The sequence below is a fragment of the Kribbella sp. VKM Ac-2569 genome, assembly GCF_004216905.1.
GTDB lineage: Bacteria > Actinomycetota > Actinomycetes > Propionibacteriales > Kribbellaceae > Kribbella.
Window position 1 is genome coordinate 285,671 of sequence record NZ_SGXJ01000006.1, and the last position, 22,278, is coordinate 307,948.

Consider the following 22,278-nt stretch of genomic DNA (forward strand, 5'->3'; position numbering starts at 1 on the left):
CTCACGTCAGGGGGTTCTTCGACAGCCAGTCCTTGGCGACCGCGTCCGCGCTCTCCTTGCCGACGTCGATCCGCTTGACCAGGTCGGTCAGGGCGTCGGTGGTCAGCTTGGCGTCGACGGCGTTCAGCGTCGCCACGACGTCGTCGGACTTGTGGTCGGTCCGGATCAACGGAACGATGTTGTTCGGCGGCAGGATCTTCTCCGGGTCGTCGAGCTGCACCAGGCCCTGGTCCTTGATCACCGACTGGGTGGTGAACAGGTTCGTCACCTGGATCTGGTTGTCGGTCAGCGCCTTGATGCTCAGCGGACCGCCCGCGTCCAGCGTCTTGTACTCCTTGAACTCGACGCCGTACTTCTCCTTCAGGCCCTTCAGACCCGCCGACCGGACCTTGAACTCCGAGCTACCGCCCGCAACGAGGTTCTTGCCCTTGAGGTCGCCCAGCGACTTCAGGCTGTACTTGTCCGCGGTCGCCTTGGTGACGACGATCGTGTCCTCGTCGGCGGCCGGCGACTTGTCCAGCACCTCGAGCCCGGGCGTCAGCGCCTTCTTCAGCGCGTCGTACGCCTTGTCGGGGTCGGTCTCGGTGGAGCTCTTGTCGAAGTACGCCAGCGCGGCGCCGGTGTACTCCGGCACCAGGTCGACGGACCCGTCCTTGATGGCGGCCATGTAGGTCTCGCGGTTGCCGATGTTCGGCTTCTTCTTCACCTCGATGCCCTTGGCCGCCAGTGCCTGGCCGTAGATCTCCGCCAGCAGCTGGCTCTCGGAGAAGTCGGCGGACCCGACGGTGATGCTGGTCACCTTGGACGGCGCGGGCGAGTCCCCCGCCTTGTCGCTGCCGAGCTGGTCGCCCCCACCCCCACAGCCGGCCAGGCCGAGCACCGCCATCCCGGCGATCGCAGTACGGATGAGTGTGGATCTCAACACGAGAGCCTCCAGTGTTCTCGTTCAGCCATCGACCGGTGCCGATGGATGTCGTTCAAGTTCATCAGGTACGACGGACAGTTCAGCCGATCTTGAGTCCTGGCGAGACGGTGATCCGCCCGATCAGCGCGAAGAGTGCGTCGAGGGCGATGGCGAGGAGTGCCACCAGCAGGGCGCCGGTGAACATCTGCGGGAAGTCACGGAGCTTCAGCCCGTCGACCACGTAGCGCCCGAGGCCGCCGAGCGACACCAGTGCGGCGATCGTCGCCGTGGACACGATCTGCAGGGTGGCACTGCGGATGCCGGAGATGATCAGCGGCAGCCCGATCGGGATCTCCACCTTGGTGAGGATCTCGCGGCCGGTCATCCCCATCCCGCGCGCGGCGTCGATCGTGGCCGCATCGACACCCGACAAACCGGCGTACGTCGAGGCCAGGATCGGCGGGATGCCCAGCGCGACCAGCGCGATCAGCACCGGCAGGAAGCCGATCTGATCGGTCAGCAGCACCGCGATCATCAGCAGGCCGAGGCTCGGCAGGGCGCGCGCGGCGTTGCCCAGGTTGATGGCCAGGAACGCTCCGCGCCGGGTATGCCCGATCCGCAGACCGATCGGCAAGGCGATCACGACGGACAGGCCCAGCGCGGCGAACGTGTACCAGAGGTGCTCGACGATCCGCGCCCAGATCCCCTCGTTGCCGGACCAGTTGAACGAGTCGGTCAGGTATTCCCACATGTCACGCCACCTCCGCCACGGGTGTCGCAACCCGCGCCCAGGGAGTCAGGACCCGCTGCAAAGTGACCAGGATCAGGTCCGCGATCAGCGCCAGGGCCAGCGACAGCACCACGCCGACCACGACCGGGGTGAGGAAGTCCTTCTGGAAGCCCAGCGTGAACAGCTCCCCCAGCCCGCCGATCCCGATCACCGCGCCGACGCTCACCATCGAGATGTTCGCGACCGTCACGACCCGCAGACCGGTGAAGATGACCGGTACGGCGATCGGCAGATCCACCGCGATCACCCGGTGCAGGGCGCCGTACCCGACCGCGATCGCCGACTGCCGGACGTCGGGCGGCACGGAGCGGAGTCCGTCGATCACGTTGCGGATCAGCAGGGACACCGTATAGATGGTCAGCGCGACGATGATGTTGACCGTGGACAGCACCTTGGTGCCGAGCACCGCCGGGATCACGATGAACAACGCGATCGACGGGAGCGAGTACAGGACGCCGCCGAACGCGATCAGCGGATTCGCCAACCAGGCGTAGCGCGTCGCGACGTACCCCAGCGGCACCGCGATGATCAGCCCGAGGATGACCGGAACGATCGCCAGATAGAGATGCTCGCGTAACTGTTCCCAGATCAGCCCCAGGTTGTCGCCGATCCACGTCATGACCGGAGCGCCTCTGCGACCGTGGCTTGGTCGATGACGCCGACGGCCTTGCCGTTGTCGTCCACGCAGACCCCGCAGCCTGTCGGCGAGGTCAGTACGGCGTCCAGGGCCGCGCGCAGCGAATCACCGCGTTTGAAGACGGAGCCGACCGGCAGCAGCTCCTCGGACCCGTTCCGCCACCCGAGCGGTACGCCGTCCTGCAACGCCAGCTCGTCCGGCAACGGCTTCACCGGCAGCGCTTCCGGATGCACGAACGTCAGCGCACGGTAACCCCGGTCCTGCCCGACGAACCCGCGGACGAACTCGTCGGCCGGGTTGGCGAGCAGCTCGGCCGGCGGCGCGAACTGTGCGAGCTTGCCGCCGACCCGCAGTACGGCGACGTTGTCCCCGAGCTTGATCGCCTCGTCGATGTCGTGGGTGACGAACACGATCGTCTTGCCGATGTCGCGCTGCAGCCGGAGCAGCTCCTCCTGCAACTGGTGGCGGACGATCGGGTCGACCGCGCTGAACGGCTCGTCCATCAGCATGATCGCCGGATCGGCCGCCAGCGCACGGGCGACGCCGACTCGTTGCTGCTGGCCACCGGACAGCTGGGCCGGGTACCGCTCGGCGAGCTTGACGTCGAGGCCGACGCGTTCGAGCAGTTCCATCGCCGTACTGTGCGCCTTGCGCTTGTCCCAGCCGATCAGCTTCGGCACGGTGGCGACGTTCTCCACGACCGTCTTGTGCGGGAACAGGCCGGCGTTCTGGATCACGTACCCGATCCCCCGGCGCAACGTCACGGCATCCTTGCCGTTGATGTCGTCGCCGTCGATCGAGATGGTCCCGCTGGTCCGCTCGATCGTGCGGTTGATCATCCGCAGCGACGTGGTCTTGCCGCAGCCGGACGGGCCGACGAACACGGTGATCTGGTTGCTCGGGATCCGTAGGGACAACTTGTCGACGGCGACGGTGCCGTCCGGATACCGCTTGGTGACATCCTCGAACTCGATCATGGCGCCCTTTCGCGCTCGTCGTCTGCGAGATCCCCAACAGCCCAATCGACCCTAGCGGACCGCGCGACCGATGCCACGTGATCGCACGGTTTCCCGGTCCGTGAGAAAGTGCACCGTAGCAATACAGATAACCACGGTCGCACTCTGCGATCAGCTTTCCCGCATCGGCACCCGCACACCCCGCTGGTCGGCGACCTCGACGGCCTTGTCGTAACCGGCATCGACGTGCCGGATGACACCCATCGCCGGGTCGTTGGTCAGTACCCGCTCCAGCTTCTGCCGGGCCAGATCGGTGCCGTCGGCAACCGACACCTGGCCGGCGTGGATGGAGCGGCCGATGCCGACGCCGCCGCCGTGGTGGATCGACACCCAGGACGCGCCGCTGGACACGTTCACCATCGCGTTCAGCAACGGCCAGTCCGCGATCGCGTCCGAGCCGTCCAGCATGCCTTCGGTCTCCCGGTACGGCGAGGCCACGCTGCCGGTATCCAGGTGGTCGCGACCGATCACGATCGGCGCCTCGAGTTCACCGGAGGCCACCATCTCGTTGAACCGCAGCCCGGCCTTGTCGCGCTCGCCCTGGCCGAGCCAGCAGATCCGGGCCGGCAGGCCCTGGAACGCGACCCGCTCGCCGGCCAGCTTGATCCACCGGCTGAGGTGCTCGTTGTCCGGGAACAGGTCCAGGATCGCCTGGTCCGTCTTCGCGATGTCCGCCGGGTTGCCGGACAGCGCCGCCCACCGGAACGGGCCCTTTCCTTCACAGAACAACGGCCGGATGTACGCCGGAACGAAGCCGGGGAACTCGAACGCGCGACTGTAGCCCGCCTTCCGCGCCTCGTCCCGGATCGAGTTGCCGTAGTCGAACACCTCGGCGCCCGCGTCCTGGAACCCGACCATCGCCGCGACGTGCCGCGCCATCGAGGCTTGCGCGCGCTCGGTGAACCCGGCCGGGTCCTTCTCCCGCGCGGTCGCCCAATCCTCGAAGTCGATGCCGACTGGCAAGTACATCAACGGGTCGTGCGCCGACGTCTGGTCGGTGACGATGTCGATCGGCGCACCGAGCTCGAGGAGCTCGGGCACGATCACCGCGGCGTTGCCGAGGACACCGATCGACAGCGGACGGCGCGCCTTCTTGGCCTCTTCCGCCAGGCGCAGCGCATCGTCCAGAGAGGACGCCCGTACGTCGAGGTAGCGGTGCTCGATGCGCCGGTCGATCCGCGTGGAGTCGACGTCGATACAGATCGCGACGCCGTCGTTCATCGTGACCGCCAGCGGCTGCGCGCCACCCATGCCGCCGAGTCCGGCGGTCAGCGTGACGGTGCCGGCCAGCGAGCCGCCGAACTTCTTCTCGGCGACCGCGCCGAACGTCTCGTACGTGCCCTGCAGGATGCCCTGCGTACCGATGTAGATCCACGACCCGGCCGTCATCTGGCCGTACATCGTGAGCCCCATCGCCTCGAGCTTGCGGAACTCCTCCCAGGTGGCCCAGTCGCCGACCAGGTTCGAGTTCGCGATCAGCACCCGCGGCGCCCACTCGTGCGTCTGCATCACGCCGACCGGGCGGCCGGACTGGACGAGCATCGTCTCGTCGTCCTTCAGCGTGGTCAGGGTGCGCACCATCGCGTCGAACGAGTTCCAGTCGCGGGCGGCCTTGCCGGAACCGCCGTACACGACGAGTTCGTCAGGGTGCTCCGCGACCTCGGGGTCGAGGTTGTTCTGCAGCATCCGCAGCGCGGCTTCCTGCTGCCAGCCGCGGGCGGTCAGCGTGGTGCCGCGAGGCGCGCGTACGGGACGGGGTCCGGACATGGGTGATCCAGCCTTTCTAGTTCAGCGGGCCGGTGACGGCCTCGGCGGCGGTGACATAGGTGCCGTCGGCAACGAGCCCGACGGAGTGCTCGATCTCGGGAGCGAGATGCCGGTCGGTGCCCGGACCCTCGACGTGCTCCCGCAGGGCGGCCCGGACGGCGGCGGTGGCCGGTGCCGGGTCCAGCGGCGCGCGCAGGTCGAGCGCCCGCGCGGCCGTGAGGATCTCGATCGCCAGCACCCGCTGCAGGCCGTCGACCGACTTGCGCAGCTTGCGTGCGGCGGACCAGCCCATCGAGACGTGGTCCTCCTGCATCGCGCTGCTCGGGATCGAGTCGACGCTGGCGGGTACGGCGAGGCGCTTCAGCTCGGACACGATCGCGGCCTGCGTGTACTGCGCGATCATGTGGCCGCTGTCGACGCCCGGATCGTCGGCCAGGAATGCGTTCAGGCCGTGGTTGCGGGCGACGTCGAGGAAACGGTCGGTACGTCGTTCGCTGATGCTGGCGAGGTCCGCGACGGCGATCGCGAGGAAGTCGAGCACGTACCCGACGGGAGCGCCGTGGAAGTTGCCGTTGGACTCGACCCGCCCGTCCGGGAGGACAACCGGGTTGTCGATCGCGGCGGCGAGCTCGCGGCCGGCGACGCTCGCGGCGTGCGCGGCGGTGTCGCGGGCGGCTCCGTGGACCTGGGGCGAACACCTGAGGGAGTAGGCGTCCTGCACCCGGTTGCAGTCCGGACCGCGATGGCTGGCGACGATCGCACTGTCCTTGAGGATCGCGCGCAGGTTAGCGGCGGACGCCGCCTGGCCGGGGTGCGGGCGAAGGGCCTGCAGGTCCTCGGCGAACACTCGGTCGGTGCCGAGCTGGGCCTCGACGCTCATCGCGGCGGCGAGGTCGGCGGACTTGAACAGCCGGTCGAGGTCGGCGAGCGCGAGGAGCAGCATGCCGAGCATGCCGTCGGTCCCGTTGATCAGCGCGAGGCCTTCTTTCTCGGCCAGGACGACCGGTGCGAGGCCGTGCTGCTGGAGGGCTTCGCCGGCGTCGAGAAGGTTGCCGTCGGCATCGCGGACCTTGCCTTCGCCCAGGATCGCGAGGGCGACGTGAGACAGCGGGGCGAGGTCGCCCGAGCACCCGAGGCTGCCGTACTCGTGGACCACCGGCGTCAGGTGCGCGTTGAGCAGACCGGCGTACGCCTGGGCCGTCTCGACCTTCACTCCGGTGCGGCCGGTGGCGAGGGTGGACAGCCGGAGCAGGGCCAGCGCCCGGACGACCTCGGTCTCCACCTCGGGACCGGAGCCGGCCGCGTGCGAGCGGATCAGACTGCGCTGCAACTGCGCCCGAAGCTCCGGCGCGATGTGCCGCGTGGCGAGCGCACCGAACCCGGTCGAGACCCCGTAGTGCGGGGTGTCCGCGTGGGCCAGCGCCTCGATCGCGGCGCGCGACTTCGCGATCTCCTCGAGTGCCTGGTCGTCGATCCGTACCTGCGCGCCGTACCGTGCGACCGCGACCACTTCGGCCGGGGTCAGCGGTCCGACGCCGACATTCACTGTGTGTTCCACCCGAACATTGCACCGCGCCGGATCGCTCCTGGACAGCAGCGCCGTACCACTATCCGTCTCGAATCTGAGACAGCCGTCACGACCCTCTGTAGCCGTAGAGTCCTGCCATGGTGTTCGAGGTCCGGACGGCGCGTCCGGAGGATGCGGTGGGGATCGCCCGGGTCTGGGCCGCGACGATGCCACAGCTGGTGAAGACGGCACGGGCGATCGAGCTGCAACTGAAGCACGGTCGCAGCCAGGAGGTGCTGATCGCCGTCGACGGACCGGACGTGGTCGGGTACGCGAGTATCTACCTGCCGCCGGCGGATGCCGAGGCGCCGCGGGTGCGGGTCACGCTCCAGGTGCCGCCGGAGTACCGCAAGCGCGGGATCGGGAGTGCGTTGACGACCGCGATCACGGAGCGGGTCACCGAGCTCGGCGCCGGGCGCTTGCTGGTGGTCGTGGCGGACGACGAGGACTCGAAGACGTTCGCGACGAAGCGCGGATTCACGATCGACCGGCGGATGTCGCACTCCGCTGCCGACCTGACAGCGGCGCTCGAGCCGGTCGCATCGCCGGAGGGTCTGCGGGTGGCGACGTACGACGAGTTGGATCCGAAGCAGTTGTACGACGCCGAGGTCCAGGTGCGTGACGACGACCCGAGCGGGCTGTCGGGCGGACCGGCGTACGAGGAATGGGTCCGTACGTCGTGGTCGAACCCGGACAACCGGTTCGACCTGAGTGTCGCCGTACTGGACGGGGACCGGGTGCTGTCGTTCGTGACCACGACCGCGGATCCGGACCGGAAGATGATCTGGTCGAACCTGACCGGGACGATCCCCTCGGCGCGTGGCCGCGGGCTGGCGAAGGTGGTGAAGTCCGTGGCGCTCGCCCGCTCACGGGATGCCGGGTTCACGGTCGCATCGACCGGGAACGACGCGGCGAACGAGCCGATGCTCGCGGTGAACCGGTGGCTCGGCTACCAGGAGACCGGGGGCGCCTGGACCGCGGAGAAGGCACTGTGAAGCGGCTCGCGACCTCGCTGGCGTTCTTCCTGGTGCTGGCGCTCGTCATCGGGTATGTGGTGTCCGGGCCGGCGTTCATGGACTGGGGTGTGGCCGGCGGGCTGTTCGCGGTCGCGGTCGCGGGCGAGGGCTTCCGGTTCTGGCTGCGCCGGAGCCGCGCGAAGAAACGGCAGTCGTCCGGGATCTGAGGCAGGGCGGGGTTACAGTGCGGTTGTGAGCGGCAACGTTCCCGCCTCGACCCGAACCCTGCGGGTCCTGACGTTCCTGGCCACGCAGCCCGGTCCCGTACCGATGGAGCGCATCGCCTCCGCGGTCGGGTTGCCGCGCTCGTCGACGTACCACTTGCTGCGGGCAATGATCGACGAGGGATTCGTCGTACATCTGCCCGAGGAGAAGCGGTACGGGCTCGGGGTGGCGGCCTTCGAGATCGGGTCCGCGTACCTGCGGCACGATCCGCTCGAGCGGTTGGCCCGGCCGTTGCTCGCGCAACTGGTGCACGAGGTGGGGCAGACGGCGCATCTCGGCGTACTGCATGGTCGGGAGCTGGTGTACCTGCTGAAGGAGCAGCCGCCGCGACCCGTCACGTTGGTGACCGATGTCGGCGTACGGCTGCCTGCCACGCTCACGGCGTCCGGTCGGGCGTTGCTCGCCGAGCTGCCGCCTGCTCAGGTACGGGCGTTGTTCCCGACGCCGGAGTCCTTCGTACGCCGTACCGATCTGGGACCGCAGACGCTGACCCAACTGCGCCGCATCCTCGCCGACGAGAAACGCCAGGGCTTCGCCGTCGAGGACTCCTTCATCACCCCCGGCGTCGCCTCGGTGGCCAGCGCCGCCGTCGACCACGCCGGCCACCCGGTAGCCGCCATCAGCGTCACCTTCCGCACCGACGCAGTCCCCGCCACCGACCGCCCCCACCTGGCCCACAAGATCCGCCAAGCAGCCAAAGCCCTGACCCGCCGCCTCCACGGCTGAACCGGCCTACCAGGAGGACTTGGTCACGCCGGGGAGTTCGCCTCGGTGGGCTAGTTCGCGGAAGTGGATTCGGGAGAGGCCGGCTTTGCCGATGTAGCCGCGGGGGCGACCATCCGTCATGTCGCGGTTGCGGATGCGGGTGGGGCTGGCGTCTCTCGGGAGCTTTTGGAGCTTCAACTGCGCCTCGGCGCGGTCAGCGGGCGACGTGGCCGGGGCGGCGATGATCGCCTTCAGGGCGGCCCGGCGCTCGGAGTAGTGGGCGACGGTACGGCGGCGGTGGTTGTTGCGGGCGATCTTCGCCGTGGTGGCCATCTACCGCTCTTCGCGGAAGTCGACGTGTTGGCGGAGTTTGGGGTCGTACTTGCGGATTACCAGGCGGTCGGGATTGTTCCGACGGTTCTTGCGGGTTACATAGGTGAAGCCGGTACCCGCCGTACTGCGGAGCTTGACGATGGGGCGGAGGTCGTTGCGCTTGGCCATGCTGTCCTTTCTCTGACCGGTGACCCATAGGGTACTTTGTACTGGTTATCATTTTCAACAAGACAGGAGAGCAGATGATTCCGGTGACCTTGCTGACGGGGCTCGACGACGGGTTCCGCGGCGCCGTCGCGGGGAATCTGCTGGCCGCCGCCGGCCCGCGGGGCGTCCTGGTGGAGTACGACGTGAGCGCCCTGAGCACCGGCTCCGTCGTACGGATCGCACGCACCGCCACCGGCGTGATCGACCGCGAGGTGGTCACGATGGACCACCCGTGCGTCTCCTGCGCGATGCGCGGATCGCTGGTCCAGCTGCTCGCAAGCATCGCCGCCGTTGAGCTGTACGACATCGCGATCGTCAACGTCCCCACCGCCGGTGACACGCACGCGATCGCGACCGAGATCGACCACGACACCGACCTCGCTGTCGACGCTGTCATCACCACCGTCGACACGACGACCGCGACCGCCGACCTCACCGGCGAAGAGCTGATCCGGGAGCGCGGCATCCCGACCGCCGCGGAGGACGGCCGAGCGATCGCCGAGGTTGTCGTACGGCAGCTCGAGTACGCCGACGCAGCCGTCCTCACCACCGACGACGAAAGCACCAGCGCGCTCATCCAGGCGATCAACCCGAGGCTCCTGGTCAAGACCAGTCCGGCCGGCCTGCTCGGTGTACGGCTGCATGTTCCCGGCGTCACCGTCGAGCCCGGCTCGATCGCGGCGCCTGTGGACGGGCGAACGTTCGTCTGGCAGTCCGCCCGGCCGTTCCACCCCGAGCGGCTGTACGACGCCCTCGAGGATCTGGTCGCCGGCACGGCCCGCGGCCGCGGCACGCTCTGGATCGCGACCCAGCACCGCAGCCGGCTCAGCTGGGACAGCTTCGGCACGAACGTCTCGATCGGCGTCCTTGGTCCGTGGCTGGCCGACCTCCCGGCCGACCGCTGGGCAGGCGTCGGGCAGCAGCACCAAGCACGGTCGGCCCTCGAGTGGCACCCCGAGTACGGCGACCGCGCGTCGTACCTCTCACTGACCGGCGTCGACCTGGACGTCCGGGAATTACGCGAGCGCCTCGACGGTTGTGTCCTGCGTGCGGACGAAGCGGTCCACCCCCTGACCGATCCGTTCGCCCCCTACTTGGAAGGAAGTACTGCAGCATGAAGAAGGACATCCACCCCGACTACCGCCGGGTCGTCTTCCGGGACAAGTCCGGCAACTTCAGCTTCCTCACCGGTTCGACCCGCGAGAGCAACGAGACCATCGAGTGGCACGACGGGAACACCTACCCGGTCGTCGACGTCGAGATCTCGTCCGCGAGCCACCCGTTCTACACGGGCCAGCAGCGCGTGATGGACACCCAGGGCCGCGTGGAGAAGTTCCGCAAGCGCTACGGCCAGAAGTAACCCCGCCGTACCCCCCAACGGCCCGCTCGGTCTCCGAGCGGGCCGTTCGCATGTCCGGAGACTCAACCGTCTCGGATTCGAGACGGGAAGATGGCGGGGGTAGTGGGAGTTCGTGGGTGGGGCGGATCACACTGTGCGCATGGAGCCGGTTGAACTGACGGGTGCGGGGCTGTCGCCGTTGGAGGCGGTGGCGCTCGGGCAGCGGCGTACGGCGGTGCGGTTGAGCGACGACGCCCGGAAGCGGATGTACGAGTCGGCGCAGGTAGTGGCCGAGGTCGCGAGGCGGCGGCCGGTGTACGGGCGGACCACGGGTGTCGGGGCGAACCGGGACGTGCTGACGTCCGACCCGGAGCACGGCGCGCGGTTGCTCGGATCGCATTCCACCACCGGTACGACGTCGTTCCCGAAGGACGTCGTACGGCTCGGGCTCCTGATCCGGGTCAACCAGCTCGCGGCGGGCGGGTCCGGGCTCGACCCGGCGGTGGCCGACGCGATCGTTGGCCTGCTCAACGACGACGACCTGCCCGACCTGCACCGCGGCGGCGCGATCGGCACCGGCGACCTCGGCCCGCTCGCCGAACTCGGGCTCGCTCTCGGCGACGTCATCGACGGAACCAGTGCGCTCCCGCTGCTGTCCAGCAACGCGCTCACGCTCGCCGAGTGCTGCCTCGCGTACGTCGAGGCCGCAACGCTGATCAACGTCGTACCGCTGGTCGGCGCCCTCTCCCACGTCGCACTGCGCGGCAACGCCGAGGTGTACGACGTCCGGGTCCACGAGGCCCGTCCGCAGCCGGGTCAGATCCGGGTCGCGCGCAGGATGCGTGACCTGCTCGAAGGGCTCCCGCTGAAACCGGCCCGGGTTCAGGATCCGTTCGGGTTGAGGGCTTTCGCCCAGGTGCTCGGCCCGGCCGTCGACCATGCCGATGCCCTGGGCAACAGCGTGCGGATCGACATCAACGCGGCTGCGGAGAATCCGCTGGTGGCCGGCGACACCGTGCTGCACAACGGCAACTGGCACGCGATGCCGATCGCCATCGCCCTCGACTCGCTCCGGCTCAGCCTGCACAGCGTCGCCACCCTGTCGACGACCCGGGTGGCGAACCTCGTCGACCCGGAGTACACCGGCCTCAGTGCGTTCCTCGCGAGCGGCGCCGAGGCGAGCTCGGGCGTGATGATGATCGAGTACGTCGCCCACGACGCCCTCGCCGCGGTTCGCTCGGCCGCGCAACCCGCGACTCTCGGTACGGCGACGCTGTCCCGCGGCGCCGAGTTGCACGCCAGCTTCGCGCCGCAAGCCGCCGTACTGACCAAGCAACTCCTCGACGCACTCCGCGAGGTCCTCGCCAGCGAACTCGTCACCGCAGTCCGCGCGATCCGCCTGGCCGCCCTGACTCCCGATGATCTCGCCCCGGCGCCCGTCGGCCCGTGGCTGACCGACGCTCTCGCGGCCCTGCCGGACGACCTGGCCGACCGATCGCTCCGGGAGGACCTGGAGATCGCCCGCGGCATACTCACGCAGTGGGGCGACCGCCAGGTCGAACATCCCGCCGAGTCCGGTTAGAGGCGGTTGTAGGCCTTCAGCGTGCGGAGGGCGCCGACCGTGACGATGCCGCGGTACTCGAGGGTGGCGGCCGGGCCCGGCGGTTCCCAGGTGATGGCCCAGCCGCCGTCGTCCTGCTGGTCCTCGATGAGGCGGTCCAGGTGGGCGTCGAGCTGGGCGTCGGTGAAGAGCGGACGCCAGAAGCTGTCCGGAGTCGACGCGAACTGCAGCGGAGTCACGCCGTACGTCGGATCCCCGGCGTCGGCACGGTAGTGCCCGAGCTTGGGGAGCCACTCGCGGACGCGGTCGAAGTCGACGTCGTCGGTGTGCTCCAGGAACTCGAGTGCCTCGTGCATGCCGTGGGCGTCCTCCGGGAACCCCTTCGCCAACTGCGCGGCGCACCAAACGGCGGCCCGTTCGCGCCACGGGTGCTCGATGTCGAGCTTGTGCAGCCGGCCTACCAGGCCCGCGGTGGGGTTGATGTCGGGTTGGTAGGTCCACTCGGTGATGTGCTCGGCGCGCGGGTATCCCTCCACCGCCGGACCACACAACGGCACGGCACCGTCGGCCGTCGCGGTCCGATCGAGCCAGTCTGCCGCCCGTCGGACCATCTCCTCGTCCCGGGCACCCGCCGCGAGCAACGTGTCGAACGCGACCTCGACGTCCAGCGGGAGGCTGTCCGGACACCGCTTGTCCGGCTCCAGCCCATGCCCGAACCCGCCGTCGGCGTTCTGGAACCCACGGAGCGCGTCGACCACCCCCTGCGGATCAGCCCCCTCGAAAACCGCCGCGAAGAGCCGCCGCTCGAGCACCCGAGCGTCCCGCCGTACAAAGTCCCGACCTGCCGTGAAGATGTCCATACCCCCACCCTTACCCATCCCCACACCCAGGTCTTGAACGAATCGGACAGGCTTCACGGCTCGAAGCGGTAGCCCATTCCTGGTTCGGTGAGGAGGTGTTTCGGTCGGGCGGGGTCGGGTTCGAGTTTGCGGCGGAGCTGGCCCATGTAGAAGCGGAGGTTGCCGCTGGCGGACTCGTAGCCGGGGCCCCAGACCTCGGTGAGGAGCTGGCGCTGGGACATCAGCTTGCCGGGGTTGCGGATCAGGACCTCCAGCAGGTGCCACTCGGTCGGCGTGAGGCGGATGTCCTCGCCGTTCTCCAGGGTGACGCGCTTCGCGGCCAGGTCGACGACGGCGCCGCCGACAGTCACGATCGGCTGGTCCTGGGCGAGGTTGCTGCGCCGGAGTACGGCGCGCATCCGGGCCAGCAGCTCATCGATCCCGAACGGCTTCGTCACGTAGTCGTCCGCGCCGGCATCCAGCGCCTCGACCTTGTCGGTCTGGTCGGTCCGCCCGGACAGCACCAGGATCGGCGCGTCGGTCCAGCCGCGCAGTCCGCGGATCACGTCCACGCCGTCGAGGTCCGGCAGCCCGAGGTCGAGGATCACCAGCTCCGGCGGATGCTGCGCGGCGACCTTCAACGCCGACGTACCGGTGCCGGCCAGATGCACCTCGTACCCCCGCGCCTTCAGGTTGATCTGCAACGCCCGCACGATCTGCGGCTCGTCATCAACCACCAAAACCCTGGTCATGGACCCTCCTGCTCGGATCGTTCGCGCGCTCCGGGGACCGGCGCGTCAGGGCGGAGGGTGGCGGTCGGGATCGCGACCACCATGGTCAGTCCACCACCTGGGGTGTCCTCGGGCTGCAAGGTCCCGTGCATCGCCTCGGCGAGTCCTCGGGCCAGGGCGAGCCCGAGCCCGACGCCGACCGTGTTGTCGGTGTCGCCGAGTCGCTGGAACGGCGCGAACACCCGGTCCCGCTCCTGGCGCGGGATCCCCGGTCCGCGGTCGATGACCCGGATCTCCACGGTGTCGCCGAGCGCGCTCCCGGTGACCAGCGGCGCCCGGCCGTCCGGCGAGTAGCGGATCGCGTTCGCCAGGATGTTCGCGACCACGCGCTCCAGCAGCGCCGGGTCCGCCTCGACCAGCGGCAGCGTGTCCGGGATGTCGACCGTCACCCGATCGGCGTCGTCGCCCAGCTCGGACAGTACGCCGGGGAGGATCTCGTCGAGCGCCATCGGACGGGTGAAGACCGGGAGTACGCCGGCCTGCAGGCGACTGAGGTCGAGCAGGTTGTCCACCAACCGCGACAACCGGTCGAGTGACTCGTCTGCGGTCTCCAGCAGCTCGGCCCGCTCGGATTCGCTCCACTCGACATCATCGCTGCGCAGCGAAGTCACCGAGGCCTTCGCCGACGCCAGTGGGGATCTCAGGTCATGACCGACGGCGCGAAGCAACGCCGTACGCAGCTTGTCGGCCTCGGCGAGTGGCTTCGCCTCGGCGGCCGCCTCACTCAACCGGCCCCGATCGACCAGCGCCGCCGCATGCGCCGCGAACGCCCCGACCAGCCGCCGCTCGTCCGCCTGCAGCTGATGGCCCTGCAGCACCAGCACCAGGTCGTCGCGGGCGGGAATCTCCGCGTCGGCCTCCTCCGGCCGGGTGCAGGTGAGCGACCCGGCCGAGGCGAGTGGTCGCCACACCTCGGTCAGCTCGTCGTCGTCCACGCGCTCCATCAGGCACGCCCCGGTCATCCCGAACGCCTCGCGGACCCGCTCCAGCAGGGCGGGCAGCGCTGTCTCGCCACGCAGTACCGATCCGGCCAAGGTCGCCAACGTCTCCGATTCCGCGGCCGCCCGCGCCGCTTGTCTGGTACGGCGTGCCGCGCGATCGACGACCGTACTGACCATGGCCGCGACCAGGACGAAGATCAGCAACGCCAAGGCGTTGTTCAGCTCGGCGATCGTGAAAGTCCGCTTCGGCGGCGTGAAGAAGTAGTTCAGCACCAGCGAGCCGGCGATCGCGGTCACCATCGCCGGCCACATCCCGCCGACCAGCGCCACCACGATGACGGCGAACAGGAACGCCAGCACGTTGCTGGTCAGGTTGAGCGTGTCTCCGCCGAGCCCGAGGACCAGCGCAAGCACCGGCGGCAGGAGGACGGCCAGCACGAAGCCCTGGATCTTCCGTTTCCGGGACAGACTGCCCCGAAGCCTGGGCAACCTGCCGCGGCCCATCAGCGAGTGCGTAACGAGGTGTACGTCGATATCGCCGGAGTCGCGGATCGTCGTCGACCCGATGCCCGGGCCGGTGAGCAACGTCGACAGCCGGCTCCGGCGCGAGCCGCCGAGGACGAGCTGCGTGGCGTTCTCCGCCCGCGCGAAGGTCAGCAGCGCGGTGGGGATGTCGTCGCCGACCACCTGGTGGTAGGTCCCACCAAGCTTCTCGACCAGGTTCCGCTGCTCGGCGAGCTTGCTCGGGTTCGCGCCGGTCAGCCCGTCGGACCGCGCGACATGGACGGCGAGCAGATCGCCGCCCGACGACCGCGCTGCGATCCGGGCGGCACGCCGGATCAGCGTCTCACCCTCGGGACCTCCTGTCAGCGCGACCACGACGCGCTCGCGAGCCTCCCAGGTGGAGTCGATGTCGTGCTCCGCGCGGTACTGCTGCAGACCGGCGTCCACCCGGTCCGCGAGCCAGAGCAGCGCGAGCTCCCGCAGCGCGGACAGGTTGCCGACCCGGAAATAGTTGCCCAGGGCAGCGTCGATCTTGTCGGCGGTGTACACGTTCCCGTGCGCCATCCGCCGGCGGAGCGCCTCCGGCGTCATGTCGACGAGCTCGATCTGGTCCGCGGCCCGCACCACCCGGTCCGGGACCGTCTCCTGCTGCGGTACGCCGGTGATCTTCTCGACCACGTCGTTGATCGACTCGAGGTGCTGGATGTTCAACGTCGAGATCACGTCGATCCCGGCGTTCAGCAGCTCGTCGATGTCCTGCCAGCGCTTCTCGTGCCGGCTGCCCGGCACGTTGGTGTGCGCCATCTCGTCGATCAGCGCGACGTCCGGGCGCCGGGCCAGGACCGCGTCGAGGTCCATCTCGGTGAAGCTGGCGCCGCGGTAGTCGAGGATCCGTCGCGGCACCGTCTCCAGACCGTCCAGCATCTCGTCGGTGTACTTGCGGCCGTGGGTCTCCACGAAACCGACCGCGACGTCGGTTCCCCGGGCGCGCCGGCGGCGGCCCTCGCCCAGCATCTTGTAGGTCTTTCCAACGCCGGGCGCGGCCCCCAAGTAGATCCGCAGATGCCCGCGGCCGCTCTTGCTCATAGCCCCATGCTCTCAGCTCAGCCCAGCGCAGCCAGTGCAGCGTTGAGCTTGACCACGTTCACTCTGGGCTCCCCGAGGAAGCCCAGGGTCCGGCCCTCCGTGATGTCCTTCACCAGCTTCTGGACCTGTTCGACGCTCAGGCTCCGCTCACGGGCGACCCGGTTGACCTGCAGAGCGGCGTACGCCGGGCTGATGTTCGGGTCGAGACCGCTGCCGCTGGCCGTGACCGCGTCCGGCGGGACCTGGGACGGGTCGACGCCCTCCAGCGCCGCGACCGTCTTGCGCCGCTCCTCGATCGCGGCTAGCAGGTCGGCGTTGTTCGGTCCGAGGTTCGAGCCGCCACTGGCCTTCGCGTCGTAGTCGCTCGCGGACGGGCGGGTCTGGAACCACGTCGGGTCGGCGACCATGATCGCCTTGCCGTCGGAGTCCTTCTTTCCGCTGTCCATGGTGTACGCCTGGCCGATCAGGTCCGAGGCGACCTCCTTGCCGTTCACCTTGATGATCGACCCGTTCGCGTTGCCGTGGAACAGCGCCTGGGCGACACCGGTCATCACCAGCGGGTAGACGATCCCGAGGATCGCCGTGAAGACGAGCAGCGCCCTGAGCGCCACTCCGAACTGCCGGACCGAGCCGGGCAGATTGCTTGCCATCAACAACGACCTTTCAACGCAGCCCGGGGATCAGTGAGATCACCAGGTCGAGGAGCTTGATGCCGACGAACGGCGTGATGAGCCCGCCGACGCCGTAGATGAGCAGGTTGCGCCGCAGCATCGCCGAGGCCGACGACGGCTTGTACCGGACGCCTCGCAGCGCGAGCGGCACCAGCGCCACGATGACGAGGGCGTTGAACACGATGGCGGACACGATCGCCGACTCCGGCGAGTGCAGCCCCATGATGTTCAGCTTGTCCAGACCCGGGTACGCCGCCGCGAACAACGCCGGCAGGATCGCGAAGTACTTCGCCACGTCGTTCGCGATCGAGAACGTGGTCAGCGAACCACGGGTGATCAGCAACTGCTTGCCGATCTCCACGATCTCGATCAGCTTGGTCGGGTTGGAGTCGAGGTCGACCATGTTGCCGGCTTCCTTGGCGGCCGACGTACCGCTGTTCATCGCCACGCCGACATCGGCCTGCGCCAGCGCCGGAGCGTCGTTGGTGCCGTCGCCGGTCATCGCGACCAGCCGACCGCCCTCCTGCTCCTTCTTGATCAGCGCCATCTTGTCCTCGGGCGTCGCCTCGGCCAGGAAGTCGTCGACCCCGGCCTCCTCCGCGATCGCCTTCGCGGTCAGCGCGTTGTCGCCGGTGATCATCACGGTCCGGATTCCCATCGCGCGCATCTGGTCGAACCGCTCCCGCATCCCCGCCTTGACGACGTCCTTCAGGTGGATCACTCCGAGCGCCCGCGCCGTACCGTCGATGCTCTCGGCAACGACCAGCGGCGTACCGCCGGACGCCGAGATCCCGTCGACGATCGCCCCGAGCCGCGCGTCCGTCGTACCGCCGTGCTCACCGATCCACGCGTTCACCGCACCCGCGGCGCCCTTGCGGACCTGCCGGTTGTCGACGTCCACACCACTCATCCGGGTCTGCGCGGTGAACTCCACGAACGTTGCGTGCGGCAACTCCCCGGTGTGCCGCTCACGCAGCCCGTAGCCGGTCTTCGCCAGTACGACGATCGACCGGCCCTCCGGCGTCTCGTCGGCGAGGCTCGACAGCTGCGCTGCATCAGCCAACTCGGTGTCGGTCACACCCTGGACCGGGATGAACTCAGACGCCTGCCGGTTGCCCAGCGTGATGGTGCCGGTCTTGTCCAGCAGGAGCGTGTTCACGTCGCCCGCAGCCTCGACCGCGCGGCCGGACATCGCCAGCACGTTGCGCTGCACCAGCCGGTCCATGCCGGCGATGCCGATCGCGGACAGCAGCGCACCGATCGTGGTCGGGATCAGGCAGACCAGCAGGGCCACCAGGATCACGATGCTCAGGTTCGTGTGCGCGTACGCCGCGAACGTCGGAAGCGTCACGGTCGCGATCAGGAACACGATCGTCAGGCTGGCCAGCAGGATGTTCAGGGCGATCTCGTTCGGCGTCTTCTGCCGGGATGCGCCCTCGACCAGCGCGATCATCCGGTCGATGAAGCTCTCACCGGGCTTGGTGGTGATCTTCACGACGATCCGGTCGGACAGCACCTTCGTACCGCCGGTGACCGCGCTGCGGTCGCCACCCGACTCGCGGATGACCGGAGCCGACTCGCCGGTGATCGCCGACTCGTCGACACTCGCGACACCCTCGACGACATCACCGTCACCTGGGATGATCTGGCCGGCCTCGACGACGACCAGGTCGCCGAGCCGCAACTGGGTGGCCGGAACCTCTTCCTCGTCGCCGCTCGCGGTCAGCCGGCGCGCGGTGGTCTCGGTCTTGGCCCGGCGCAGCGTCTCCGCCTGGGCCTTGCCGCGGCCTTCGGCGACGGCCTCCGCGAGGTTCGCGAAGATCACCGTCAGCCAGAGCCAGACCACGATCCACCAGACGAACACGCTGGAGTCGGTGAAGGCCAAGATCGTCGATCCGGCAGCGCCCACCTCGACCACGAACATGACCGGGTTCTTCCACATCACCCGCGGATCGAGCTTACGCAGCGCGTCCGGCAGCGACGTGAGCAACATCTTGGGCTTGAACGTGGTCACAGTCCCTCCGCGAGGGGTCCGAGAGTCAGTGCGGGGAAGTAGGTCAGGCCGGTCACGATCAGGACGACACCGACGAGCATCGTGACGAACAGGGCTTTGTGGGTGGGCAGCGTGCCCGGGGTCACCGGGACCGGGTGCTGCCGCGCGAGCGAGCCGGCCAGGGCGAGCGCGAACACGATCGGCACGAACCGGCCGAGGAGCATCACCAGCCCGAGGGCCGTGTTGTAGAACGGGATGTTCGCGCTGATACCGGCGAACGCGCTCCCGTTGTTGTTGCCGGCCGATGTGAAGGCGTACAGCACCTCCGAGAAGCCGTGCGGGCTGTCGGTGTTGAGGATCGAGGCGCGCGCCGTCGCCAGTCCCATCGCGATCGAGGTCCCGACGAGGACCAGGGTCGGCGTGGTGAGGATGTAGAGCGAGACCAGCTTCATCTCGCGCGCGGTGATCTTCTTCTTCAGGTATTCCGGCGTACGGCCGACCATCAGGCCCGCGACGAACACCGCGAGCACGGCCAGGATCAACATGCCGTACAGCCCGGTCCCGGTACCGCCGGGCGTCACTTCGCCGAGCATCATGTGGAACAGCGGCACGCCGCCGCCGAGCGGCGTGAACGAGTCGTGCATCGAGTTGACCGCGCCGGTCGACGTACCCGTCGTGGAAACCGCGAACAGAGTCGACGCCCACTCACCGAAGCGGGTCTCCTTGCCCTCCATCGCGGCACCGGCGGCCTGGGTCGCGGAACCCGCGCCCTGGACCTCGAAGAGCGTCGCGAGGACGACGAACGCCGACCAGATGGTCGCCATCACGCCGAGGATCGCGTACCCCTGCCGCTTGTCCTTCACCATCAGGCCGAAGGTCCGGGTCAGGCAGACCGGGATGACCAGCAGCAGGAAGATCTCGAACAGGTTGGACAGCGGGTTCGGGTTCTCGAACGGGTGCGCGGAGTTGGCGTTGTAGTAGCCGCCGCCGTTCGTGCCGAGCTCCTTGATGACCTCCTGGCTGGCGACGGTGCCGCCCGGGAGGGTCTGCGTCTGGCCGACCACCGAGGTGACCTCGTGACCGCCGGAGAAGTTCTGTACGACGCCCATCGCGACCAGCGCCACGGTCCCGATCACGGCGATCGGCAGCAGCACCCGCAGTACGGTCCGGGTCAGGTCGACCCAGAAGTTGCCGAGCCGGTCCGTCCTCGACCGGGAGAAGCCACGGATCAGGGCGATCGCGACCACGATGCCAACGGCCGCGGACAGGAAGTTCTGCACCGCGAGACCGGCGAACTGGACCAGGTGGCCCATGACCGCCTCGGGCACGTAACTCTGCCAGTTCGTGTTCGACACGAACGACGCGGCAGTGTTGAAGGCCAGCCCGGACTCGACGTTCGGCAGGCCGAGCGAGAGCGGCAGCCAGTGCTGCAGCCGCTGGAGCAGGTACAGCAGAACGACACTGAGCGCGGAGAACGCGATCAGCGAACGGGCATAGACTGCCCAGGTCTGATCGACCTTCGAGTCGACGCCGAACAGCTTGTACGTCGCGCGCTCGATCCGCAGGTCCTTGTCGGACGTGTAGACCCTGGCCATGTACCCGCCGAACGGACGGTAGACGGCCGCCAGGCACGCGAGGAGAAGGCCGACCTGCAACAGGCCGGCTGCGGTGTCGGACATCAGAACCTCTCGGGAAAGACCAGGGCGGCGATCAAATAGAGGACCAGAGCAGCGGCCACTACCAGGCCGGCGATGTTCTCCGCGTTCATGCCTTCACTGCACACCGTTGGATGCCCGGTCAGGAGGGTTCTCGCAGGCCTCTCACACCCGCCGACACAGCTCTCACAGGCTTCTCACATACTTACGCCTGGCATTCCCACCAACAGATGAGGGAAGAACACGCACGTGACTGAACTGGACACCCCCGCCCCCGCCGAGCAGTTCTTCTCCGCGGAGACCCGGACCGCCCTCGCCGACGCGAGCCGCAAGCTCGCCGAACGGCTCCAGGCGCACACCGACGCCCTGCTCGCGATGACGGGCGACGAGGATCACACGACGCTGTTCGAGCACAACGCCGCGCTCGAAGGTGTGGTCGAGGACTGGAACGACGCGGTCTTCGAGCACACCGGTACGTCGCCGTTGCTGCTGGACGACGCGGCCGACGACGAGGAGGACGAAGACGCCGAGCAGGACCAGGTGATCAGCGTGGTGTCGCGGTTCGACCTGCGCGTGTTCGACCTGGACGCGCTGCTCGAGGCCGGACGCGCCGCGCAGGAACGGCACCCGGCCGAACTGGACGAGTCCGGCGACCGCGAGCCGGTCGACTCCGCCGAGCAGGCGATCTACGAGATCAGCCGTGAGGTCGGCGAGGCCTGGTTCGAGCTGCCCGGTATCGAGATGGTGGCCGGCGCCCGCGCGTACGTCGTACCCGAGCCGCCCTTCGAGCCGCTCGACGCGGAGGCCGACGACGTCGTCACCGAACTCGTCGCCCCGAACGGCGAGGCCATCTATACCGAGGCCTGGGCCTAGACGAGTAGTTCACCGTCCAGCACCGTGACCGCTTGGCCCTTCAGGTAGACGCGGTCGCCGGCCTGCACGACCTGGACGACACCGCCTCGGGCGGACGCCTGGTAGCCCACCAACTCGTCCCGCCCGAGGCGCTCGGCCCAGTACGGCGCCAGGCTCGTGTGCGCGCTCCCCGTCACCGGATCCTCCGGGATCCCGCTCGCGGGCGCGAAGAACCGCGAGACGAAGTCGTACGCCGAACCCTGCGCCGTCACGATCACGCCGCGAAGGCTCTCCCGCTGCGTGATCGCGGCGATCGCGTCGTAGTCCGGCGCCACCGCGAGCACCGCCGCCTCGTCGCGGACGACGACCAGCAGGTCACGGAGCTCGCCGGTGACGTAGACCTCCGCCGGCTCCACCCCCAGCGCGGCGCCGAGGCCGTCGGGCGTCGGCACCTCAATCGGCCGGTTGACCGGAAAGTCCAGCGTGATCCCGTCGTCCGCAACGTCCGCCACCAACACCCCACTCAGCGTCGCGAACGAGGCCTTCCCGGACACCTTCCCGTCCGCCGCCAGCACATGGGCAGTCGCCAGCGTCGCGTGCCCGCAGAGCACCACTTCCTTCGTCGGCGTGAACCACCGCAGGTCCCACTCTGCCTGGGCTCCCGCCGACGGCCGGACGAACGCGGTCTCCGCGTGCTTCATCTCGGCTGCCACCGCTCGCATCCAGCCCTCGTCCGGCCAGTCCCCGGCCTCGAGCACACACACGCCCGCCGGATTCCCGGCGAAGGCTCGGTCAGCGAACGCATCAACCACGCGGATCCTCATACGCCGACGCTAACCACTGCGGCACCCCTCGTTCCATAACCACTTTCCGCCCGAG

23 protein-coding genes are annotated in these 22,278 nt (G+C 68.8%); 7 read left to right on the forward strand and 16 right to left on the reverse strand.

From position 1 onward, the window contains the following. Position 1 precedes the first annotated feature (1 nt). From EV649_RS35455 to hutH, 6 genes are all read right to left on the reverse strand, one after another. Positions 2-925, reverse strand: coding sequence for an ABC transporter substrate-binding protein (locus EV649_RS35455; protein ID WP_130388062.1), 924 nt, complete (start codon positions 923-925; stop codon positions 2-4). Between the two features lie 79 nt (positions 926-1,004). Further along, positions 1,005-1,655 carry an ABC transporter permease gene (locus EV649_RS35460; RefSeq protein ID WP_130388063.1) on the reverse strand — a complete coding sequence of 217 codons (651 nt, stop codon included), beginning with the start codon at positions 1,653-1,655 and terminating at the stop codon, positions 1,005-1,007. 1 nt (position 1,656) lies between these two features. After that, on the reverse strand, positions 1,657-2,313 hold the full coding sequence (locus EV649_RS35465) for an ABC transporter permease (RefSeq protein ID WP_130388064.1): 657 nt from the start codon (positions 2,311-2,313) through the stop codon (positions 1,657-1,659). Then, positions 2,310-3,308 (reverse strand): ABC transporter ATP-binding protein, encoded by a 999-nt coding sequence (locus EV649_RS35470; RefSeq protein ID WP_130388065.1) that lies wholly within the window; start codon positions 3,306-3,308, stop codon positions 2,310-2,312. The genes EV649_RS35465 and EV649_RS35470 overlap by 4 nt, the downstream gene beginning before the upstream one ends. Positions 3,309-3,458: 150 nt before the next feature. Beyond that, positions 3,459-5,114 carry a urocanate hydratase gene (hutU, locus tag EV649_RS35475; RefSeq protein ID WP_130388066.1) on the reverse strand — a complete coding sequence of 552 codons (1,656 nt, stop codon included), beginning with the start codon at positions 5,112-5,114 and terminating at the stop codon, positions 3,459-3,461. A gap of 16 nt (positions 5,115-5,130) precedes the next feature. Next, positions 5,131-6,672, reverse strand: a complete 1,542-nt coding sequence (hutH, locus tag EV649_RS35480) for a histidine ammonia-lyase (protein ID WP_198682860.1) — start codon at positions 6,670-6,672, stop codon at positions 5,131-5,133. Positions 6,673-6,779: 107 nt separating this feature from the next. Here hutH and EV649_RS35485 point away from each other — a divergent pair, with 107 nt between their 5' ends. The 3 genes from EV649_RS35485 to EV649_RS35495 are packed head-to-tail and all read left to right on the forward strand — an operon-like array spanning position 6,780 to position 8,648. Continuing rightward, the gene (locus EV649_RS35485) at positions 6,780-7,676 is read left to right on the forward strand and encodes a GNAT family N-acetyltransferase (RefSeq protein ID WP_241999081.1); all 897 of its coding nucleotides are present in this window, start codon (positions 6,780-6,782) and stop codon (positions 7,674-7,676) included. Further along, the gene (locus EV649_RS35490) at positions 7,673-7,864 is read left to right on the forward strand and encodes a hypothetical protein (RefSeq protein WP_130388067.1); all 192 of its coding nucleotides are present in this window, start codon (positions 7,673-7,675) and stop codon (positions 7,862-7,864) included. The genes EV649_RS35485 and EV649_RS35490 overlap by 4 nt, the downstream gene beginning before the upstream one ends. Before the next feature lie 25 nt (positions 7,865-7,889). Further along, the gene (locus tag EV649_RS35495) at positions 7,890-8,648 is read left to right on the forward strand and encodes an IclR family transcriptional regulator (RefSeq protein ID WP_130388068.1); all 759 of its coding nucleotides are present in this window, start codon (positions 7,890-7,892) and stop codon (positions 8,646-8,648) included. 6 nt (positions 8,649-8,654) lie between these two features. Here the strand turns inward: EV649_RS35495 and rpsN are convergent, their stop codons facing one another. Together rpsN and rpmG are read right to left on the reverse strand one after the other, a co-directional pair. Continuing rightward, positions 8,655-8,960 carry a 30S ribosomal protein S14 gene (gene rpsN, locus EV649_RS35500; RefSeq protein WP_130388069.1) on the reverse strand — a complete coding sequence of 102 codons (306 nt, stop codon included), beginning with the start codon at positions 8,958-8,960 and terminating at the stop codon, positions 8,655-8,657. Next, on the reverse strand, positions 8,961-9,128 hold the full coding sequence (gene rpmG, locus EV649_RS35505) for a 50S ribosomal protein L33 (RefSeq protein ID WP_130388070.1): 168 nt from the start codon (positions 9,126-9,128) through the stop codon (positions 8,961-8,963). A gap of 74 nt (positions 9,129-9,202) precedes the next feature. Between rpmG and EV649_RS35510 the strand changes: the two genes are divergently transcribed. From EV649_RS35510 to EV649_RS35520, 3 genes are all read left to right on the forward strand, one after another. Then, positions 9,203-10,285 carry a GTP-binding protein gene (locus tag EV649_RS35510; RefSeq protein WP_130388071.1) on the forward strand — a complete coding sequence of 361 codons (1,083 nt, stop codon included), beginning with the start codon at positions 9,203-9,205 and terminating at the stop codon, positions 10,283-10,285. Continuing rightward, entirely contained in the window at positions 10,282-10,527 is a 246-nt protein-coding gene (locus tag EV649_RS35515; protein WP_130388072.1) for a type B 50S ribosomal protein L31, read from the forward strand. The genes EV649_RS35510 and EV649_RS35515 overlap by 4 nt, the downstream gene beginning before the upstream one ends. 139 nt (positions 10,528-10,666) lie before the next feature. Next, on the forward strand, positions 10,667-12,088 hold the full coding sequence (locus tag EV649_RS35520; RefSeq protein WP_130388073.1) for an aromatic amino acid lyase: 1,422 nt from the start codon (positions 10,667-10,669) through the stop codon (positions 12,086-12,088). On the opposite strand, the gene EV649_RS35525 is transcribed toward EV649_RS35520, so the two are convergent. Genes EV649_RS35525 through kdpF form a run of 7 tightly spaced genes read right to left on the reverse strand, consistent with a single transcriptional unit; the run spans position 12,085 to position 20,660 of the window. Continuing rightward, positions 12,085-12,927 (reverse strand): hypothetical protein, encoded by an 843-nt coding sequence (locus EV649_RS35525; protein WP_130388074.1) that lies wholly within the window; start codon positions 12,925-12,927, stop codon positions 12,085-12,087. The genes EV649_RS35520 and EV649_RS35525 overlap by 4 nt on opposite strands. A gap of 53 nt (positions 12,928-12,980) precedes the next feature. Further along, a complete protein-coding gene (locus EV649_RS35530; RefSeq protein ID WP_130388075.1) occupies positions 12,981-13,658 on the reverse strand; it encodes a response regulator in 678 nt (225 codons plus the stop codon). Then, positions 13,655-16,228 carry a DUF4118 domain-containing protein gene (locus EV649_RS35535; RefSeq protein ID WP_130388076.1) on the reverse strand — a complete coding sequence of 858 codons (2,574 nt, stop codon included), beginning with the start codon at positions 16,226-16,228 and terminating at the stop codon, positions 13,655-13,657. Before EV649_RS35535 ends, EV649_RS35530 begins: the two co-directional genes overlap by 4 nt. Before the next feature lie 17 nt (positions 16,229-16,245). Beyond that, positions 16,246-16,878 (reverse strand): K(+)-transporting ATPase subunit C, encoded by a 633-nt coding sequence (kdpC, locus tag EV649_RS35540; RefSeq protein ID WP_130388077.1) that lies wholly within the window; start codon positions 16,876-16,878, stop codon positions 16,246-16,248. A 13-nt stretch (positions 16,879-16,891) separates the two neighbouring features. Next, complete coding sequence (kdpB, locus tag EV649_RS35545) at positions 16,892-18,892, reverse strand: potassium-transporting ATPase subunit KdpB (RefSeq protein ID WP_130388232.1); 2,001 nt, start codon at positions 18,890-18,892, stop codon at positions 16,892-16,894. A 17-nt stretch (positions 18,893-18,909) separates the two neighbouring features. Next, positions 18,910-20,571, reverse strand: coding sequence for a potassium-transporting ATPase subunit KdpA (kdpA, locus tag EV649_RS35550; protein WP_130388078.1), 1,662 nt, complete (start codon positions 20,569-20,571; stop codon positions 18,910-18,912). Continuing rightward, positions 20,571-20,660: a K(+)-transporting ATPase subunit F gene (gene kdpF / locus EV649_RS35555; protein WP_130388079.1), complete on the reverse strand. Its 90-nt coding sequence runs from the start codon at positions 20,658-20,660 to the stop codon at positions 20,571-20,573. Before kdpF ends, kdpA begins: the two co-directional genes overlap by 1 nt. Before the next feature lie 136 nt (positions 20,661-20,796). Here kdpF and EV649_RS35560 point away from each other — a divergent pair, with 136 nt between their 5' ends. Continuing rightward, positions 20,797-21,420 carry a hypothetical protein gene (locus tag EV649_RS35560; protein ID WP_130388080.1) on the forward strand — a complete coding sequence of 208 codons (624 nt, stop codon included), beginning with the start codon at positions 20,797-20,799 and terminating at the stop codon, positions 21,418-21,420. On the opposite strand, the gene EV649_RS35565 is transcribed toward EV649_RS35560, so the two are convergent. After that, a complete protein-coding gene (locus EV649_RS35565; RefSeq protein ID WP_130388081.1) occupies positions 21,417-22,223 on the reverse strand; it encodes a PhzF family phenazine biosynthesis protein in 807 nt (268 codons plus the stop codon). The two genes, EV649_RS35560 and EV649_RS35565, sit on opposite strands and share 4 nt — an antisense overlap. Between the last annotated feature and the right edge of the window lie 55 nt (positions 22,224-22,278).

Excerpts from the sequence above, each read along its gene's own strand:
- EV649_RS35535 (WP_130388076.1), bottom strand. The coding sequence starts at position 16,228 with ATGAGCAAGAGCGGCCGCGGGCATCTGCGGATCTACTTGGGGGCCGCG.
- rpmG (WP_130388070.1), bottom strand. The coding sequence starts at position 9,128 with ATGGCCAAGCGCAACGACCTCCGCCCCATCGTCAAGCTCCGCAGTACG.
- EV649_RS35530 (WP_130388075.1), bottom strand. The coding sequence starts at position 13,658 with ATGACCAGGGTTTTGGTGGTTGATGACGAGCCGCAGATCGTGCGGGCG.
- EV649_RS35510 (WP_130388071.1), top strand. The coding sequence starts at position 9,203 with ATGATTCCGGTGACCTTGCTGACGGGGCTCGACGACGGGTTCCGCGGC.
- EV649_RS35470 (WP_130388065.1), bottom strand. The coding sequence starts at position 3,308 with ATGATCGAGTTCGAGGATGTCACCAAGCGGTATCCGGACGGCACCGTC.
- EV649_RS35485 (WP_241999081.1), top strand. The coding sequence starts at position 6,780 with ATGGTGTTCGAGGTCCGGACGGCGCGTCCGGAGGATGCGGTGGGGATC.
- rpsN (WP_130388069.1), bottom strand. The coding sequence starts at position 8,960 with ATGGCCACCACGGCGAAGATCGCCCGCAACAACCACCGCCGCCGTACC.
- kdpA (WP_130388078.1), bottom strand. The coding sequence starts at position 20,571 with ATGTCCGACACCGCAGCCGGCCTGTTGCAGGTCGGCCTTCTCCTCGCG.
- hutU (WP_130388066.1), bottom strand. The coding sequence starts at position 5,114 with ATGTCCGGACCCCGTCCCGTACGCGCGCCTCGCGGCACCACGCTGACC.
- kdpC (WP_130388077.1), bottom strand. The coding sequence starts at position 16,878 with ATGGCAAGCAATCTGCCCGGCTCGGTCCGGCAGTTCGGAGTGGCGCTC.
- EV649_RS35515 (WP_130388072.1), top strand. The coding sequence starts at position 10,282 with ATGAAGAAGGACATCCACCCCGACTACCGCCGGGTCGTCTTCCGGGAC.
- EV649_RS35520 (WP_130388073.1), top strand. The coding sequence starts at position 10,667 with ATGGAGCCGGTTGAACTGACGGGTGCGGGGCTGTCGCCGTTGGAGGCG.
- kdpF (WP_130388079.1), bottom strand. The coding sequence starts at position 20,660 with ATGAACGCGGAGAACATCGCCGGCCTGGTAGTGGCCGCTGCTCTGGTC.
- EV649_RS35460 (WP_130388063.1), bottom strand. The coding sequence starts at position 1,655 with ATGTGGGAATACCTGACCGACTCGTTCAACTGGTCCGGCAACGAGGGG.
- EV649_RS35525 (WP_130388074.1), bottom strand. The coding sequence starts at position 12,927 with ATGGACATCTTCACGGCAGGTCGGGACTTTGTACGGCGGGACGCTCGG.
- EV649_RS35565 (WP_130388081.1), bottom strand. The coding sequence starts at position 22,223 with ATGAGGATCCGCGTGGTTGATGCGTTCGCTGACCGAGCCTTCGCCGGG.
- EV649_RS35465 (WP_130388064.1), bottom strand. The coding sequence starts at position 2,313 with ATGACGTGGATCGGCGACAACCTGGGGCTGATCTGGGAACAGTTACGC.
- kdpB (WP_130388232.1), bottom strand. The coding sequence starts at position 18,892 with ATGTTGCTCACGTCGCTGCCGGACGCGCTGCGTAAGCTCGATCCGCGG.